This is a genomic window from Mucilaginibacter sp. UYP27 (assembly GCF_040547175.1).
GTDB lineage: Bacteria > Bacteroidota > Bacteroidia > Sphingobacteriales > Sphingobacteriaceae > Mucilaginibacter.
Genome location: NZ_JBEPPE010000001.1, coordinates 1,582,355 through 1,601,071, shown reverse-complemented (window position 1 = coordinate 1,601,071; position 18,717 = coordinate 1,582,355). Strand labels below are relative to the sequence as shown.

Genomic DNA, 18,717 nt, shown 5'->3' with positions numbered 1-18,717 from the left:
CTTTTTGAGTTAATTGAATTAAAACATATTTTTTAATTCAAAATCCGTGGGGATAAATATCACGCCCCTAACGTCATATTGAATTTTATAGCAATAATAGGGTGATTTTGTTGGCCTTGCATTGTTTTTGCAATGCGCAAGTGTTGATTAATTAAAACCTAAACTTTGAAAAAACATTTACTTAATTATATTTTAATTATAGGTTGCCTTACGCTCAGTTTTCAAAAAACTGTAGGACAAGTTGTTTTTACCTCCCTCCCTGGTAATTCTTCTACATTTACTAAAGGTGCAGGAAGTAGTGTTGTATACGGGTTTAGTATGCGCGTACCCGCAGGCGGAAGTTTTTCTGGCGGTGTTTTAAATATAGGTGTAACGCAAGGTTTAAATGGTTTTGTAGGTAACCCCGCTTCCATAGCACGTGTAGCAAGCGCTGATCCTACATTGGCTCAAAATGGGGGCACGATTTTAAATTCCTATTCAGTTAGCGTTAATGGCGGCCCGGGCAACAACGCTTTCTCCGTTACAAGTTGGCCCGCTTTCACAGGTGGCACTAATGGCACTACATACTATTTTTATCTTATCTTAAATTATAATTCCATTAATAATACGCCACAACCAACCGGCTACCAATTTTATTTACCTACCAGCGGGTCGCCGGGGATTACACAAAATACTTACAGCGGTGGAATAACGGTTAACAATACCAATTCGCAAACATATAATTTCTCGGCTCAAATAGATTGGATAGGTGCATCGGGTACAGCTAATGCTAACTGGAATAACAGTGCTAATTGGTCGCCGGCTACTGTACCAGGCACAACCGACCTGGCGAGGATCGGCGTAGTTGCTTTCACCAAACAACCTGTAGTTACAGCAACAACTCAAGTTGGGTCAGTTACCTTCGGCACACTAAAAAGCAGTTTAACGGGTACGCCCGATAAAATACTTACTGTAAATGGCTCTCAAACCTTAACCGTAAACGGTGACATTAACCAAATTTCCGGAACAAACGTCAGTATTAAATCGATAGTTGCGGGCACTGGCACTATCACTTGTGCAGGTAACTTTAATATAGGTTCAACAACGCAGCCATCTGCTGCAGCCAACAACCTTGTAAACATTAGCAGCCAGATCAATCAATTTAATATTTTAGGTAATATTCTTTTAAGTTCGCAGGGAAACGGAGGTAATGGTATAAACTATCCGGCCTTTACTTTAGATGCAAATAAAGTTAGTTTAACGGGCCAGGTTTCGTTCAGCACATTAAACAGCCCAACCTTTGGCGGTTTAAATAACGCGGCCTACCAAGGTATAGGAATATTTAAAACAGACCCCGGTACTTCTGCAACCACTTTAGAGTTATTAAATGCCAATGCAATTGCAACACCTATACCTACAGGCTTTTATGTAGATTTTACTGATAATGGCACGGGCAATGGCTATACTATATATAATAAACCTTTTGGTACCCAAACAGTTTATACATCTACTACCACGGGTATAGGTTTAAATGCATTTAACTATGATAACCTTACCTTAAGTGGTGCAAGCAGCAAAATATCGGGCGGTGGCACATTAACAATTGGAAATAGCTTTGTAAGCAGTGGCGGCGCAGTGGATCTAAACACCAATAACCCGGATATTACAGTTGGTAACAGTTGGACCAACACGGCGAACGTAACCCAGGGCTCGGGTGATATTACATTGGCAAATTCATTACAAAACAATGCCGGTGCATTTCAATTGGGTGCAGGGAATTTAACAACAACTGTTATACAAAATAACGCCGGGACGATTAGCGGCGGTGCAGGCCCGGGTGTAGTTACCGTTACAAATATATTTCAAAACCAGGGTGGCGCTTATATCTGTAACGGAGAAGACCTTATAATGACCGGCACTACTTATACAAATAGTGCGGCATCCACATTTACTGCAGGCACAGGTACAGTGTTTTTTAATTCCGGAACCGCACAGTCATTATCTGATGTTACAACAAGTGGCACAACATTTAATAAAGTCACATTTCAGGGCAATGGAACAAAAACCATGTCGGGTAGTGGTGGGTTTGGTGTTTCGTCAACCGGCCTGCTAACCGTGAGCGCCGGGTCGTTAGCTGCCGGGGGTGTTTTAACATTGAGATCTGATGAGGATGGGGCAGCAACAGTAGCATCTATGCCTACGGCGGCATCTGTAACAGGTACAGTAAAAGTAGAACGCTTTTTATCAGGAAGCCCAACAAGCCTTGCGCGAAGGGGCTATCGCTTAATGTCGTCACCTGTGTACGCTGCTACAGTGTCGGGCGCTAATGTATACGATCTTAATTATCTTAAAAACTCTTCGATAGTTACCGGTATAGGCGGGTCGGGCAATGGCTTTACTACAGGCACAAGCACAACAGCAAATGCCAGTATTTATCTTTTCAGAGAAGATCTGGTGCCAAATAACAGTTCGTTCGCAGCAGGTAATTTTAAAGGGATAACACAGTTAAATAAAACTCCCGCATACAATTTTGGCATTAATGCATTAAGCACTTTAACAAACGCGAACGATGCTTCTACCTATTTGCCGGTAGGCAATGGGTTCATGTTCTTTTTTAGGGGTAACAGCACATTAAACACTACAGCACAAACCGGCACTAAAACCACCTCGCCCTATGACTATCCTGAAGATGTAACATTTACACAATCGGGAACGCTTAATCGTGGTACTATAATAGTAAGGCCCTGGTCAAACGGCGGCACTGCGCTCCTATATTCGACAGGAATCGCAAATAACGTCCCACACAGTGACGTAAGAGGTTATAACCTGGTAGGCAACCCATATGCGGCAACCATTAACTGGGAAAAATTTAATCGTAATGGTATAAATTCGTCTATTTACGGTGGAAACGCTGCCGGTACTGCACCTATTAATACCACCATTTGGCAATTCAATTCAACAACCAAACAATACGCGTCTTATCAGCCAAAAGCTACCGTAACTGCTGCAGATACCACTTTAAATACCGTTATACCTACAGGCGCTGTTTCGAGCGACGGGGTTGTCAGCAATTTGATCTCAAGCGGGCAGGGATTTTTTGTCATTGCAAACGCGCCCGGTCAAACGTTAACTTTCCGCGAGTCGGCTAAAGTTACTTCACAGGCACCCGCGGCAAGTGTTGTAACGCTAATGAGCACATCGCTGCCACGATCTGGCAACGGAGGGGTAAACGGCTTTATGCGCTTAAAATTAATAAAGGATAATATTAATACGGATGCAGTTGCACTGGTATTAAACAGCACTAACGACGCAAATTATAAGAACACAGAGGATGCTGTAGACCTTGGCGGTAATGGTGCACAGGTAAGCATATCTGCCTACTCGGCAGATGACATAGGCTTAAGTATAAACAGGTTACCTTTACCTAAATTAAGCCCGGAGATAGTACCTGTTTCAGTAGATGCTAATACAAACGGTTTATTTTCCTTAAAAATAGAAGCATTGAGCGGCTTGCCATCTATTTACCAGGTTTGGTTGATGGATAGCTATAAAAAAGATTCGCTTGATATGCGCGCGCATGACACCTACAATTTCAACATTGACAGAGCTGTTGCCGAAACTTTTGGCAAGACACGCTTTAAGCTTGTTATACGTCAAAATCCCGAGCTCGCTTTAAAACTGCTGGATTTTACGGGCACTAAAGTAACCGCCGGTGTTAAGCTTAACTGGGTAGCCGAGAACGAAGGCAACTACACCAACTATTCGGTTGAACGAAGTATCGATAATGGCAATACATTTGAAATTGTAGGCGGGCTACACGCCACCGGTGACGGAAAATATAATATTACAGACGCTACACCTGTAAAAGGCCTAAATCAATACCGCCTTAAGCAGGATGATATTAACGGTACAATTACGTACTCTAAAGTTGTTGACATAATGTATGCTGATGTTGAAGGCATAACTATTAAAACGTTTAACGTGTATCCTAACCCGGTTAGCAATACGGTAAACGTGAGCATTATAAACCCTGCAACCACGGCAACCACTTATAACATCAAAATATCTGACGGTAGCGGGTCGTTAATTAAAAACGCGGTATCAACGCAGGCAACCTGGCAGGCAAATGTGGGTAACCTTTTACCGGGCACCTATTTTGTACAGGTAGTTAATAACACAACCAAGGCCGTTATAGGTAATGGTAAATTTATAAAATTGTAATAAGCGTTGCTATAAGATAAGTGATAATGATAAAAAAGATATTCGCCCTGTTTTTGCTACTGACAATAAGTACCATTTCTTTTGCACAAATAACCAACCCATGTGGTGGTACCGATGATGACGATGTATGCCCTTTAGATACCTGGGTTTACGTTTTGGTTGTTGCTGCCGTAATTTATGGCGCTTATAAAATGAACCAAAAACAAAAAAGCGTTTCGTTATAGATCAAAAAAGCCGCCCTTGGCTTTCTTATAAAAACATTTCAACAACTTTTAATTAATTAACATACTTTTGTTAACTTTAATTAAATTGGTTTTGGGTTAATTAATAAAACCAACCTTTCATGTAATTCGTTCGTATAAATGACAGTTGTAAGGGCACCTAATACAATCCTTAAAATTGTATTCCGCGCCATAATACCCCTGTAATTTGAAAACACGTTTACATAATCTCATCACTACAGCAGTACTGTTACTTGCTGGTACGCAATTGTTTGCGCAGGCCCCTGTTATTACTTATACTACTCCTCAAAATTTAACAGTAGGCACTGGTGTTACCATAACCCCAAGCAACAGCGGCGGCGCGGTCACTACAAACCCGGCTTATACAGTAACTACCTTTGCAGGCAGCGTAACTGGAGCTAACGTTGACGCTACAGGTACAGCTGCCCGGTTTAACAACCCATTAGGTATTGGCCATGACGCCGCCGGAAATCTCTACGTAACGGACTATAATAACAATACCATCCGCAAAATAACTGCTGGCGGCGTTGTAACTACCTTTGCGGGTAGCGGTACAGCTGCATTGGTTGATGGTACCGGCGCGGGCGCCTCTTTTAATCAACCTGCCGACATTACCAGTGACCCCTCCGGCAACTTATACGTTGCTGATATTGGCAATAACAGGATTAGGAAAATTACTTCCGCGGGAGTAGTTACTACCCTGGCAACCGTTACTGCACCTGCCGGCATTTTATATAACTCAGTAACCAATACATTATTTGCGAGCAGTTACACAGGCCACATCATCGTACAAATTACACTAACCGGTACGGTTACTACTTTTGCGGGCAGCGGCACGCAAGGTGCTAATAATGCCACGGGAACAGCCGCTACGTTTTTTAACCCTGTCGGCATAACTGATGATGGTAACGGCTTTATATTTGTAGCCGACCAGGGGAACAACCTGATCAGAAAGATAACCGCGGGTGGTATAGTAAGCACCTATGCCGGCAGCGGTGCAGGCTCTGCCGATGGTATAGGTACAGCAGCCACATTCAATCGCCCATCAGGTATTTCAATTGCAAACGGTAACATTTACGTAGGGGATGTAAACAACAACAAAATAAGAATGATTACCATGCCAGGTGCTGTAGTTACTACCATAGCGGGCACAGGTACTGCCGGGGCGGGCAATGGCACCGGGGCCGCTGCTACTTTTAACGGGCCATGGGGCATTCAGGCAGATGGAACAGGCAATTTATTTATAGCTGACAGGTATAGTAACCAGATCAGAAAACTTGCACCTACCAGTGGCTATACGGTAAACACCCCTTTACCAACCGGGTTAAGCCTTAATAACGTTACCGGCGTAATAAGCGGTACCCCAACAGTAGTTACAGCCGCTGCAAACTATATTGTTACGGCCACAAACCCTAACGGTACCAACAGTACTACCATTAACATATCTGTGGCAAACAGTTTAAGCACGCCTATTGATAATAACGCTGCTGCAAATACTGCCACATCATATTCAGCCATAGGTACAACCACCGGGGTTACCGCTTTTTCTACCATAAACGGCAATATCGCGCTTAACGCGCCTGTAACCGTATCGTCTTTAGAAGCAGGAGCCACTTACCCTGGTTCGGCCGCGGTAGATGGTGCCATCACCGGCGCGCGCTGGTCAAGCGCGTTTTCAGATCCCCAATACATCATCATTGACCTTGGTAATACTTACACGGTTAGCCAGGTAACATTATACTGGGAAGCAGCATATGGTAAAGCCTACTCGATAGATATATCCGCCACTAACGGTTTCGGCGCGGGCACCTATACTACCTTGTATAGTACCACCACCGGGGATGGAAATATAGATAACTTAACCGGCCTGTCCGGCACTGGCAGGTATATCAGGATGTATGGTACGCAACGTGCCATAGCGGCCGGTTACTCATTATTTGAATTCCAGGTGTACGGCACAACTGCTATAACTTACGCGCTTACTACTAATCCAAGCTCCTATTTTGCTATTAATTCAACAACAGGCGTTGTAACATTAGCTTCTGCCACGGTACCTGCAGGTGCATACACTATAGGCGTTACTTCTACCGCTACGGGCCTTGGCCAAACTTCAAGCCCCGCCAGCTTTGCCGTTACTATTGCTACTGCAACCCCCACAATAAGCGGCAGTAGCGCCGGATGCGGCGCCGGTTCGGTAACACTTACCGCTGCAGGTGGCCAGCCCACAGGCGGTGTTTATAACTGGTATGGCACAGCCACGGGCAACGCTGTATTAGCTACTGGAACTACATTCGCCCCTATTACCAGCGGTAGCTACTATGTAGATTATACCTCAGGCGGCGTAACCAGCGGTAGAAGCACAGCTAAAATAGTAACCATTAATCCTATAGTATCGTCACCAATAGCCGCCGCCGTTCTTTCTTATCCGTTAGATGGTAATACCAATGACGTATCTGGCAACCAAAATAATGGCGTGGGCCAAAATACGCCGGCATTTACAGCAAACAGGTATACGGCAACACCCGGCGCATATAGTGCCAACGGCTCAACACAATATATCACCAGTACAACACCTTTTGTTAACCCTCAAACTTTCTCGTTAAGCCTTTGGTTTAACACAAATACGTCATCGGGCGGTAAGCTCATCGGGTTTTCATCGCAGCAAGCAGGCGGCGGCCAGCGCGACAGGCAGATCTATATGAATAACGCGGGCCAACTTTATTTTGGCGTGTACAACGGCGCTACCAACACTGTTAATACAGCGGGCTCTTATAACGATGGTAACTGGCACCATGTAGTAGGTACCTTTTCGCCAACCAACGGTATAAAATTATACGTAGATAACGTTTTACAGGCGGCAAATGCTACTTACACTGCCGCAGAAACCTATACCGGTTACTGGAGCATCGGCGGCAATACGTTAACAGGTTGGCCATCTATCCCTACCAGCGCTTTTTTTGCAGGTAGCATTGATGATGTAGCTGTATACAGTGCAGAGTTACCGGCAGCAACTGTTACAACATCTAACGATAATTATCAAATAGGTGCATATGGCCCCATTTGTGTTGGCAGCCCTTTAACCCTTTATTCTCCAATAATTACAGGCGCCACTTACAGCTGGACAGACCCTAACGGCGCTGTTTTAGCAGGAACAAGCAACAGCACCACATTTGCCGCCGCGGTAGCGGGCACCTATACGCTTACTGTAACAAACGGGCCGGGTGGCTGTTCATCTACAGCAAATTATACCCCAACATTAAACGCGCTGCCTGCAGCAACCATTACAGGGCCAACTACTGTAGCAACCGCCACAGCCGCGGCTTTTAGTACAACCCCTGTTGCCGGCGTTACCTATGCATGGACAACAGATGGCGGTACGCCTGCTACCGGTACAGGTACCGCTATTAGTGTAACATGGGCTACGGCCGGGCTTAAAGAAGTGACACTTACGGCAACAAACACCAATGGCTGTAGCGTATCTACCACGCAAACCATAGCGGTTACAAAAACAATTGCATCCGGTAATTATGTCTTTAGTCAGCCTATTACAGTAGCCGCACTTGGCAATACAGCAACACTCGCCAATTTCCCGATGCTTGTGTATATAAAAGAAGATGCCCTAAAATCCGGGATTAATTGCGCAAACAATGTTCAGTTCCCAACGGGTTTATCTGCTACCAACGGTTACGATTTTGCATTTACCACCAATGGCGGCACAAACGAGCTTTTTTACCAGGTAGAAAGCTTTGATGCAACCAACGGAATTTTAACGGCATGGGTACAAGTACCCTCCGTAACTTCGGCAGCTACACAGCTTTCATTTTATTTTGGATCTACTGCGCCTGCGCATGATGCCAGTTTTGCTTACGGTACCTGGAGCAGCGATTACCTGGCGGTTTACCATTTTAACGAGGGTAGCGGTACGGTATTGGATGCAACAACTAACCAGCGGTCGGCCACGGCAACCAATGCTACAAGCACAACAAGTGGTAAAATATCTTCGGCATATACTTTTAATGGTACAAGCACAAAAATCATATCTGCAACTGCTGCAGATGCCACCGGCAATTTTACACTATCCGGCTGGGCATTTGTTACAGATTTTGCAACCAGTTCCGATCAAAAAATAGTAACAAATGAAAGCAGCTACGCAAGCGGCGGTTATAAACTTGGGTACTATGGCTCAACTACTACCAATGTTAAAACTGAAGTGGAAACACGCTCATATTCTGGGGCTGCCGCTTTAAACAGGGGCGAAGCGGGTGGTACTATAGTTACAACCGGCCAATGGCATTATGTACAAGGTGTATATAACGGCACAAACTTTATCACTTATTTTGATGGTGTATCTGACAGAGGCGCCACTACCGGCGTGGCTGCAGGCACGGGTGGCCCTATTTATATAGGATCAGACTTTGCATCCGCCAATTTCTTTAAGGGTACAATGGATGAGATAAGGGTATCTAATGTTGCGAAACCGGGAGACTGGATAAAGGCCGAATATAACAATCAAAACAACTACTTAACCTACACAACAACCAATACGGCAATTACAGCTACGTCTGCAGCCGCAGTATCTGCAATAGGCGGTGGTATACCTTTCGCGTGGAAAACCACAGCTACCACTACCGACCCTGCCACTGCCGCCAACTGGACTTCATCGTCAGGCAGCATACCGTCGGTAGCTGTGCTTGCACCTCCACTTGATGGTACTGTAACACTTACCATCCCTAATACCACTTCAAATGTTTATCCTAAATTAACGGCTAATGCCATTATATCCGGTCTTACGCTTTCAGGAAATACCGCAACCTTAGATCTTAATGGTTTTAATTTAAGCATAGGGTGTAACATTTACAACAGCAACGGCGGTCAAATTACCAGTACAAACGGTGCATCGGGGTTATCATGGACGGGAGCTGTTGCATCGCAAACCTACACGGGTTCGGCTACAGCAAATACAGCTAAACTTGGCAACATGACCATCAATAACTCGGTTAGCGGCACAGTTACTGTAAGCGGTGGCCCTATAGATATTTACACCTCGCTTAACTTTACAAAAGGCAATCTTACGATAGCTCCTACTACAACGCTTACACTAAAGTCCGACGCTACCGCTACTGCTTATGTTGCTGCTGTACCAACCGCATCAACCCTAACCGGCCTGGTTAGTGCAGAACGTTATGTATCCGGCAGCCCTACCAGTTTGGCACGAAGGGGTTACCGTTTAATGTCGTCTCCGGTTTATGCGGCTACCGTAGCGGGCAATAACGTTTACGACCTTAATTTTCTTAAAGCATCCTCAATAGTTACCGGTGTAAACGGTGCTACAAACGGCTTTACAGCAGGTACAAGCGCCACGGCAAATGCCAGTGTTTACTTGTTCAGGGAAGATCTTGTACCGGGTAACACAACCTTTGCCTCGGGCAATTTTAAAGGCATTACGCAATTAAACAACACGCCGGTGTACAACTACGGTATCAACGCGGTAAATACGTTAACAAATACAAACGACTCGCAAACCTATTTGCCGGTTGGTAATGGCTTCTTGTTCTTTTTTAGGGGCAATAACACATTAAACACCGCAGCACAAACCGGCACAAAAACCACATCTCCTTATGATTATCCTGAAAACGTTACCTTTACACAAACAGGTACGTTAAACCGGGGTACGGTTGTAGTAAGGCCATGGGCAAGCGGCAGTAACGTACTTTTATATACAACCACACTTGCAAATAACGTGGCCCCTAATAATATAAGGGGATATAACCTGGTTGGTAACCCTTACGCGGCAACCATAAACTGGGAGAAATTTAACCGCAATGGTGTAAACTCATCCATCTATGGTGGTACTACACCTGCAGGCACGCCTATTTCAACTACCATTTACCAATTCAATTCAACCAGTAAACAATACGCGTCTTACATTCAAAAGGCTCCGGTAGGCTCTGTGGCCGATACAACTTCTGTTATAAACTTACTCGCGGCAAATTCAAGCGATGGTGTGGTTAGTAATATGATATCAAGCGGGCAGGGTTTCTTTGTAATAGCTAACGCGTCAGGCCAAACTTTAACCTTCCGCGAATCGGCCAAAACTACTACACAGGCAGCTGCGGCAAACGTTATAACGCTTATGAGCACCTCGTTACCACCATCCGGCGATCAGTCGGAAGCTTCGATGAGGATAAAACTTGTAAAGGACGACGTAAATACCGATGCTTTCTCCATAGTATTAAACAACAATACCGATACAAAATATGTGCTTGATGAAGATGCCATAGACCTTGGTGGCAATGGCGCCCAGGTTAGTTTAACGGCCTATTCTTCAGATAATGTGCCATTAAGTATCAACAGGTTACCATTACCAAAACTACAACCGCAGGTAATACCTGTTTTGGTTGATGCTACAACCGACGGCTTATACAGCTTAAAGCTGCAAGACCTTAATGGCCTGCCATCTATTTACCAGGTTTGGCTGATGGATAACTTTAAGAAAGATTCGCTTGATCTGCGTGCGCATAATACGTATAACTTCAACATTCTAAAAGGAACCCCCGAGAGTTTTGGTAAAGAAAGGTTTAAAATTGTTATCCGCCAGAATGCCGAGCTTGCCCTAAGGTTGCTTGACTTTAACGGCACTAAAGTAACCGGGGGTAATAAACTGGCGTGGATAGTAGAGAACGAGGCCAACTACACCAACTTTACAGTTGAGCGCAGCACTGACGGCGGCAAAACGTTTGAAGTGATAGGAGGCTTGCTTTCCACAGGGAAGGGCACGTACACTTTAATTGATAAAAACCCGCCGAAAGGCACAGCCCAATATCGTTTAAAACAAGACGACATCAACGGCGCGATCAGTTACTCTGAAATAGTTACGCTGATGTACGCCAATACAAATGGCCTTACCGATAGGTTATTTAACATATATCCTAACCCGGTTATTAATATGGTTAACGTAGCAATTACAGACCCTGAACAAAAGCAGGAGGCTACCTATACCATTAAAATAAGCAACGGAAGCGGTATAATTGTCAGAACCACAAAATCGGCAAAAGCAAGCTGGCAAGACAATGTAGGCAACCTTTACCCGGGTACTTATTTTGTACAGGTGATAAACAACAGCACCAAAAAAGTGATAGGTACCGGAAAATTCGTAAAATTGTAATCTCAAAAGATAAGTGCAACAGATGAAAAAGATTTTAGCGTTACTTACGCTTCTAATTATACAAACCGCATCATACGCCCAAATTACTAACCCCTGCGGCGGCTTAGATGAAGACGATGTATGCCCTTTAGATACATGGGTATATGTATTAGTATTTGCCTTTATGATGTTTGGCGCTTACAAAATGTACCAAAAGCAAAAGGCTTTAACCGTTTAAAGGTCGTTTTTAAGACGAATTTGTAGCACATAATGTAAGCCTTTTCTGCGCGCTGTGAAGTAATTTTTAACTTGTTTGGCGGCCCCGCAGCTATTGTTTAATCCCTAATAATTAAACGAAATCGTACGCTTGGCAGCCCGTATTTCAGATAAACAAAAATACTCACACAAAGTACTGACAGTACTTTGTCAGTACCACACAAAAATTAACAACCTGATTATCACCATGTTCACGAAAAACAAACGCTGTTCACACCGTGAACGTGAACAACATTGACCATAAAAAAGGGGGATGCAGCTTGCATCCCCCTTTTTTATGGTCTTGGTACCGGATTATGATTTGCGCATTGGCGGCGCTAATTCCAGTTGTTTTATAATACCTTCAACCACCTTAGGGATATCCCGCATGGTTTGTTTAGGGTTTTGCAATTCGCCAACGCCGTAACCGCGCCATACCACCTGCTGTGTCTTACTGTCTATCAGGTCGATGATGATCGTACCTTCTTTATAGTGTACCTTTTGCGAGTAACCGCCGCCCCAGCCGCCGTAACCACCGTAACCCCAAGGTCCACCCCAGCCGCCGTAACCAAATCCCCAAGGGCGATAGAAGCCACCATAACCGAAGCCAAAGCCACCACCATAAAAGCCGCCGTAGTACGGCGAGTAAAATTCAGTTTTGCTGCCACGGCCGGTAACCGTTAAGTAACGCACCAACAGGTCGGGATTTTGATCTTGGAGCGACAGGCCTTTACCTACCAGCGCCTGCCTTGTTGCCTCCTGGATCTTACCGCGGCCAATTTCGTCGAGCGGGCGCCATTGCTTGTTTGGGTTTTGTTGCGTTGCAGCCCAGGCAAATGTTTTGTAAGATGATAAGTTGGTTTTGTTTTGGGCCGCAGTATAGTAATTATAACTGCTGCAAGCCGATAGCAGCGATACGAAAGCCACCGTCAGCGTTAAATAGATATATTTTTTCATAGCCTTACCAGTAATTTATGTGTATTAGACTAATAAGCACGCAAAGGTTTAATCGGTTTTACCCTAAATAAAATTATTTTTACGGTGACCGACGATGCTTTGCGTTTCTTACCTGCAGGTAAAAATACTCATCTGCAATTTGCAATCATAATACGCTGTAACAGAAAATATATTATGTAAGATATTTACCAACTATCGGCATACGCCTGCCCATCCCAAATGCCTTTGGCGATACACGGAGTATTGGCGGGGTTTGGTAGCGTTTGTGTTCGGCCAAGTTCACCAGCCGCAGCACTTTATGCACTACTGCATCTTCAAACCCCTGTTTAATGATCTCGGCAGATGACCTGCGGTGTTCCACATATTGTTTTAATATGGCATCAAGTATATCGTACTCGGGCAGCGAGTCGGTGTCTTTTTGATCCGGCCTTAACTCTGCAGATGGTGGTTTAACAATGGTATTTTCAGGGATTATCTCGCGGTCGCGGTTTATGTGGCGGGCCAGCTGGAAAACCTGTGTTTTAAATACATCGCCAATAACAGATATACCACCGCACATGTCGCCATAAAGAGTACCATAACCCACGGCAGCCTCGCTTTTGTTGGATGTATTGAGCAAAATATAGCCAAACTTATTGCACATGGCCATCAACACCACCGCCCTACTGCGCGATTGGATATTCTCTTCTGCAATGTTAAATGGCAGGTTATTAAACTGCGGGTGCAACGAACTTTCGAACGCGTCTGTTATCTTCTCGATAGCGATGGTCTCTGATTTACAACCCAGGTTGGCAACCAGGTCTTCCGCGTCTTTCAACGAGTGGTCGCTGGAGAATTTGGATGGTAGCAATACAGCCATTACATTCTCGGCACCTAAAGCCTCGGCAGCCAGGGCACATACCACGGCAGAATCTATCCCGCCCGACAAGCCCAATATAGCCTGCTTAAAGCCTGATTTATAAAAGTAATCCCGGATGCCTAAAATAAGGCCCTGGTGAATTTGCTCAATATCGTTTGGACGCTCCGCTTTTTGGGTGGTTTGATGTTCAAAAGTGATGCTTGCATCATCATGCAAGGTATAATAAGCAATACTCTCGGTAAAATAAGGCAACTCATCGGCTACCTCACCCTTGTTATCAAAAACTAAAGAGCCGCCGTCAAATATCAGTTCGGTTTGGGCCCCAACGTGGTTAACGTAGAATAACGGCAGGTTGTACCTGCGCGCATTGTCGCTTAGTATGGAAATACGCTCTTCATCGTGGTTATAAGCAAAAGGCGATGCCGCAATATTGATCATCACATCCGGCTTTTCCTGGATCAGTATATCCATTGGGCGGGTAACGTAAAGCGGGTTCTCGATGGTGTTCCACAGGTCCTCGCAAATGGTAAGCGCTATGCGCTTGCCCTTAAAATCTATACAGCTAAACTGGGTAGATGGTTCAAAGTAGCGGTACTCATCAAAAATATCGTAATTAGGTAGCAATGCTTTGTTAACCACAGCCTTCACCTCGGCGTTCTCTATAAAGTATGCCGAGTTATTCAGGTCTTTACCCTCGGGGTTATTATTAGGGGTGGGCAAGCCGATGATACAGGCGATGCCGATACATTCTGTAGCAATTTTTTTGGCGGCATCATCGCACAGGCTTATAAATTCGTTAAACTCCAAAAAATCACGCGCGGGGTAGCCGCAAACACATAATTCGGCAAAAACCACCAGATCGGCGCCGTTTTGCTTTGCTTCGCGGACGCCGGCAATGATCTTATTTGTGTTAGATTCGAAGTTGCCTACGTGGTAATTAAGCTGTGCTAATGCTATCTTCATAATAATTGGTGAATGGTGAACAGTTCATCGGTGAATGGTTGTTAAGCTTATAATGAATTGAGCCATTCACTAATCGCTACTTAACTACTCTCCTATCCTCCCTAATGCAAATAAAAAAATTATTTTTGCTAAAACGCTATTATGATGTCTAATTCATGTAAAACAACGCTTATTTACACAAGTTTTTTATTGTGCCTGGCTTTTACAGCTTGTAAGCGCAACAAAAAGATCGATGTAAGCAATATCCCTGTTGATGTTAAAATTGAACGCTTCGATAAGGATTTTGACTTGTTGCGTACAAAACCCCTTGCCTTGCAGGTAACTGCCCTGCAAAGCAAATACGGGATGTTTTACCAGGATTTTATTGAACGTGTTTTAAAGATAGGTAATAGCGCCGATACAAACTATTACAAAAACCTGCGCGATGTATTCGCCGGCAAGGCATACACCGATCTGAAACATGATGTTGATGCCGCCTACCCCAATACCGATAAGCAGGATGCAGAACTAACGGATGCTTTCCGGAGAATAAAATATTATTACCCGCAAAAAAAGCTACCAAAAGTTTACGCATACTTTTCAGGTTTTCAAGCGCAAACTACTATAGGCGATGGTTACCTGGGTATTGGGCTGGATCTTTTTTTGGGTGCCGATTCTAAATTTTATCCGGCTTTGGTAGAGAGCTTCCCACACTACCTTTCGCGCAGGTTTACGCCGGATAATATTACGCCAAGGGTTGTAGAGATCATGGCACGCGAGGAAATGTTCCCCGAGGATGACCGCGACCAATCACTACTTTCAAAAATGGTATATAATGGCAAGATCCTATATTTTATGGATCAGACCATGCCGGACGTGCCCGATTCTACTAAGATAGGTTTTACCGCGAAACAGTTAAAATGGTGCGAGGATTTTAAAGGGAACATCTGGGGATTTTTCCTGGAGGAGAACCTGTTGTATGAAACCGATTTCCAAAAGATCCAAAAATACCTTAACGAGGCGCCCTTCACCCCCGGCCTTGGCGAGAAAAATGAATCGGCACCAAAGCTTGGTGTTTGGACAGGCTGGCAAATTGTGAAACAGTATATGGATAAGCATCCCAACGTTACCCTGCAGCAGCTAATGATAGATAGGGATGCTCAAAAGATCCTGAACGAATCTAAATACCGGCCTAAAAACACCGGGGAATAAATGAATAATACTTGTTTATTGAGGCAGATACTTATTTAAAGTCTTTCCGCTTTTGTAAGCCGTCGAACTTTCCAGGTTCAAAATTTTGCGTTCCTTAAAAACTGAGAGGCCCGCGCCAATAGCCACCGGGTTACGGATGATGTAATATTCATCAATTAGGTTCAAGTCCACCAATGAAGTTACGAAATCGGCACCGCCATAAACCAATAGATCTTTACCTTGCTGTTGTTTTAGCGCATTAACTGCCGTAGCCAGGTCGCCGTTTTCTGTTTCCAAATTCCTGCCTCTGATGTTATTTTCGGTATGGCTAAAAACTATCTTACGCGTATTTACCATGGTTTGGGCGAAGGAATGCATTGGGCTGTCGGGCTGATTGTCTACTACATTTTCCCAATAATCAATAAACTCGCGGGTCATTTTGCGGCCCAGTAAAATAACGTCGCTGCTTTCGGCAATATCTATCACAGTCTTAAAACTATCCGGATCTGGCGTGGCACCCGGTAAAAATTGCCAGTCTAACTCGCCATTAGGCCCGGCTACAAAACCGTCGATGCTCATTTGTATCTGTAATTTTAACTTTCTCATATCGATGCTTATTAAATAGCTTTTGTTTATCACAAATATCGACAAATACCTATATACTGATAAGGTATGAATACGACAAAACACAAGGCCGTTTGCGCTGTAAGCTTGCGATCAAAGTCTCACAATAAAAACTTAGCCCACAAAAAAAGCGCTACCGAAACCGGTAGCGCTTTTTTATATTTTTAGTACGTGCTTATTTCAAAATACCGAAAACTGCTCTAAGGCAAATAATGGAAGCGAACAATAATATGATGTTAGATACTAATGTAGCGTGTGGAAATTCTGCAAAACGTAAATATACCCCTACTAAACCGATCATTACGGTAATAACTAAAAATGTATAGTGACTTACTGAATTGGCGTTTTCTGTTGAATTTTGCATTTGCTTATTTATTTGCCACAAAAATATAAATGTTTCTCGAAAAACCGATAATCTTTTTTTACGAATTAAACCGCCTTTTCTTTCTTGCCCCAGCCTTGTGGTAAGTTTTCTGCTATCTCTATATTTTCAAACTCGGCGCTGGCGCGTAAGCCAACTACTTTTGCCCATGCAGCCATTTCAATGCCTTCTTCAAGGCTTACTTTTTTACTGTTGCCAAATACGCTTGAGGCTTTAGAGTGGTCGCTGTAGCTGCAAAAAAGCCGCGATACCTAATGGTATTGCGGCCTAAAAATAAGCTATATTGCTAAGCAATCAATTTTTTACTGCCCATACTGATACCGAGCCCGGGCGGACGAAAAATTCGGCCCAGCCATCATCACCAATGGTTATTTCGGCATCATGCTTGCCCAGGTAATCTACAAAGGTTTTGCCTGCGTGTCGCTGGCCTACCTCCATTTTTTTGTTACTTTCTTCGCCGTTTGAGATCAATGTTGCGCAGCCGGAGTTTTCGTGCTCGTCATCGCCTTCGCGTGTCCAGCCTATGCAGTTAGGATGATTGAAATAATCGAGCTGCCGGCCGTAGGCAATATGCTTACGGATGTGAAGCAGGCTCTCCAACTCGGCAACCGGGGCAAGGATTATCTCGTGGTCGTTACCGTCTTCGCCCTTATCCGTATAAGTAGATCCGTACAGGTCGGGGTAAAAAACGCATGGGTAACCACTTTCACGCAATAAAATAAGCGCGTAGCCTATTGGTTTAAACCAAAAATCAACAGGTTGAGTTAACGATTGCAAGGGTTGGGTATCGTGGTTTTCTACAAGTGTTACAGCCTTATCCGGGTTGGCCGCTACAAGCGAATTATTAAAGATAGTGGTCAGGTCATAGTCCTTGCCCTGTACCGATGCTTGGTGTAAGTTATTATGCAAGGGCGCATCAAAAAGCGACATGCGGCCAGCCGTAGCTTCGAGATACTCTTGTAAAAGGCTTACGTCATAACTCCAATACTCGCCCACCGTGAACAGTTCCTGGCCGGTTTCGTTGCGCATATAGTCCAGCCAGTCGTTATAAAAATCGAACGAGATATGTTTAATGGCATCCAGGCGCATACCGTTAAAGCCAACCGTGTCATAGTACCATTTACCCCAACGTTTAAGCTCGTCGCGCACGGCGGGGTTGCGGGTATCAATATCATCAAGCATTAAATAATCAAAGTTACCGTTCTCGGTGCCTACTACATCTTCCCAAGCCTCGCCGTATTGGTTTTGAATGCTGAAGACTGCGTTCTCGCCTGTTGCGCTATCGTTATCTACACCGCTAAAGCATTGCCAGTCCCACACAAATTGAGAGTACTGCCCCTGCCTGCCCGGGAAAGTAAATTTAGTATATGCTTCTATCTCATACGGTTCGCTTATAAACTCGTTACGGTTATCGGGGTTTACCTTACGCACGGTAAACTTTTCGGCTTCATCTGCGCCGCCCATGTGGTTTAGCACTACGTCAACATAAACATTTAAGCCAGCTTCTTTTGCAGCATTTACTGCATCAAGTAATTGTTGTTTTGTACCGTATTTGGTACGTACCGATCCTTTTTGGTCAAACTCGCCCAGGTCATAAATATCGTAAACATCATAGCCTACCGAGTAGCCACCCGCGGCGCCTTTTTGCGCCGGCGGTAACCATACGGCATCTATCCCTATACTTTTTAAACGTCCCGATTCATTCTTTAAATGCTCCCACAGGCTGCCGTCGCCAGGGTAATACCATTCAAAAAACTGCATCATTGTAAAATTTTCCATTCAGTGTAATTTATCATGGTACAACTTTACAGATGTAGTTTTGGTTTTGGACAGCCATAAAAAAGAAGTTGCAACACCTTAACCTACGGTTTTTTTGAACTAAAATCGGTCAAAATGTTCACGTTCACGGCCGTGACCACGC

General features: G+C 44.3%; 9 protein-coding genes. 5 read left to right on the top strand and 4 right to left on the bottom strand.

The window, feature by feature from the left end:
* Window positions 1–318 precede the first annotated feature (318 nt).
* From ABIB39_RS07055 to ABIB39_RS07040, 4 genes are all read left to right on the top strand, one after another.
* Window positions 319–4,200, top strand: coding sequence for a DUF8693 domain-containing protein (locus ABIB39_RS07055; protein WP_354428514.1), 3,882 nt, complete (start codon window positions 319–321; stop codon window positions 4,198–4,200).
* Window positions 4,201–4,226: 26 nt separating this feature from the next.
* Complete coding sequence (locus tag ABIB39_RS07050; protein WP_354428513.1) at window positions 4,227–4,424, top strand: Fjoh_0651 family PID-CTERM protein; 198 nt, start codon at window positions 4,227–4,229, stop codon at window positions 4,422–4,424.
* Window positions 4,425–4,629: 205 nt separating this feature from the next.
* Window positions 4,630–11,607 carry a DUF2341 domain-containing protein gene (locus ABIB39_RS07045; RefSeq protein ID WP_354428512.1) on the top strand — a complete coding sequence of 2,326 codons (6,978 nt, stop codon included), beginning with the start codon at window positions 4,630–4,632 and terminating at the stop codon, window positions 11,605–11,607.
* A 22-nt stretch (window positions 11,608–11,629) separates the two neighbouring features.
* Complete coding sequence (locus tag ABIB39_RS07040; RefSeq protein ID WP_354428510.1) at window positions 11,630–11,824, top strand: hypothetical protein; 195 nt, start codon at window positions 11,630–11,632, stop codon at window positions 11,822–11,824.
* Window positions 11,825–12,156: 332 nt separating this feature from the next.
* Here ABIB39_RS07040 and ABIB39_RS07035 read toward each other — a convergent pair whose 3' ends face one another.
* A complete protein-coding gene (locus ABIB39_RS07035; RefSeq protein WP_354428509.1) occupies window positions 12,157–12,798 on the bottom strand; it encodes a DUF4136 domain-containing protein in 642 nt (213 codons plus the stop codon).
* A gap of 172 nt (window positions 12,799–12,970) precedes the next feature.
* Window positions 12,971–14,620, bottom strand: coding sequence for an NAD+ synthase (locus ABIB39_RS07030; protein WP_354428508.1), 1,650 nt, complete (start codon window positions 14,618–14,620; stop codon window positions 12,971–12,973).
* 141 nt (window positions 14,621–14,761) lie between these two features.
* On the opposite strand from ABIB39_RS07030, the gene gldB reads away from it, so the two are divergent.
* The gene (gldB, locus tag ABIB39_RS07025; RefSeq protein ID WP_354428506.1) at window positions 14,762–15,811 is read left to right on the top strand and encodes a gliding motility lipoprotein GldB; all 1,050 of its coding nucleotides are present in this window, start codon (window positions 14,762–14,764) and stop codon (window positions 15,809–15,811) included.
* A 15-nt stretch (window positions 15,812–15,826) separates the two neighbouring features.
* Here the strand turns inward: gldB and ABIB39_RS07020 are convergent, their stop codons facing one another.
* Both ABIB39_RS07020 and ABIB39_RS07015 read right to left on the bottom strand, forming a co-directional pair.
* Complete coding sequence (locus tag ABIB39_RS07020; RefSeq protein ID WP_354428504.1) at window positions 15,827–16,396, bottom strand: dihydrofolate reductase family protein; 570 nt, start codon at window positions 16,394–16,396, stop codon at window positions 15,827–15,829.
* 694 nt (window positions 16,397–17,090) lie between these two features.
* On the bottom strand, window positions 17,091–18,575 hold the full coding sequence (locus ABIB39_RS07015; RefSeq protein ID WP_354428503.1) for an alpha-amylase: 1,485 nt from the start codon (window positions 18,573–18,575) through the stop codon (window positions 17,091–17,093).
* Window positions 18,576–18,717: the final 142 nt, after the last annotated feature.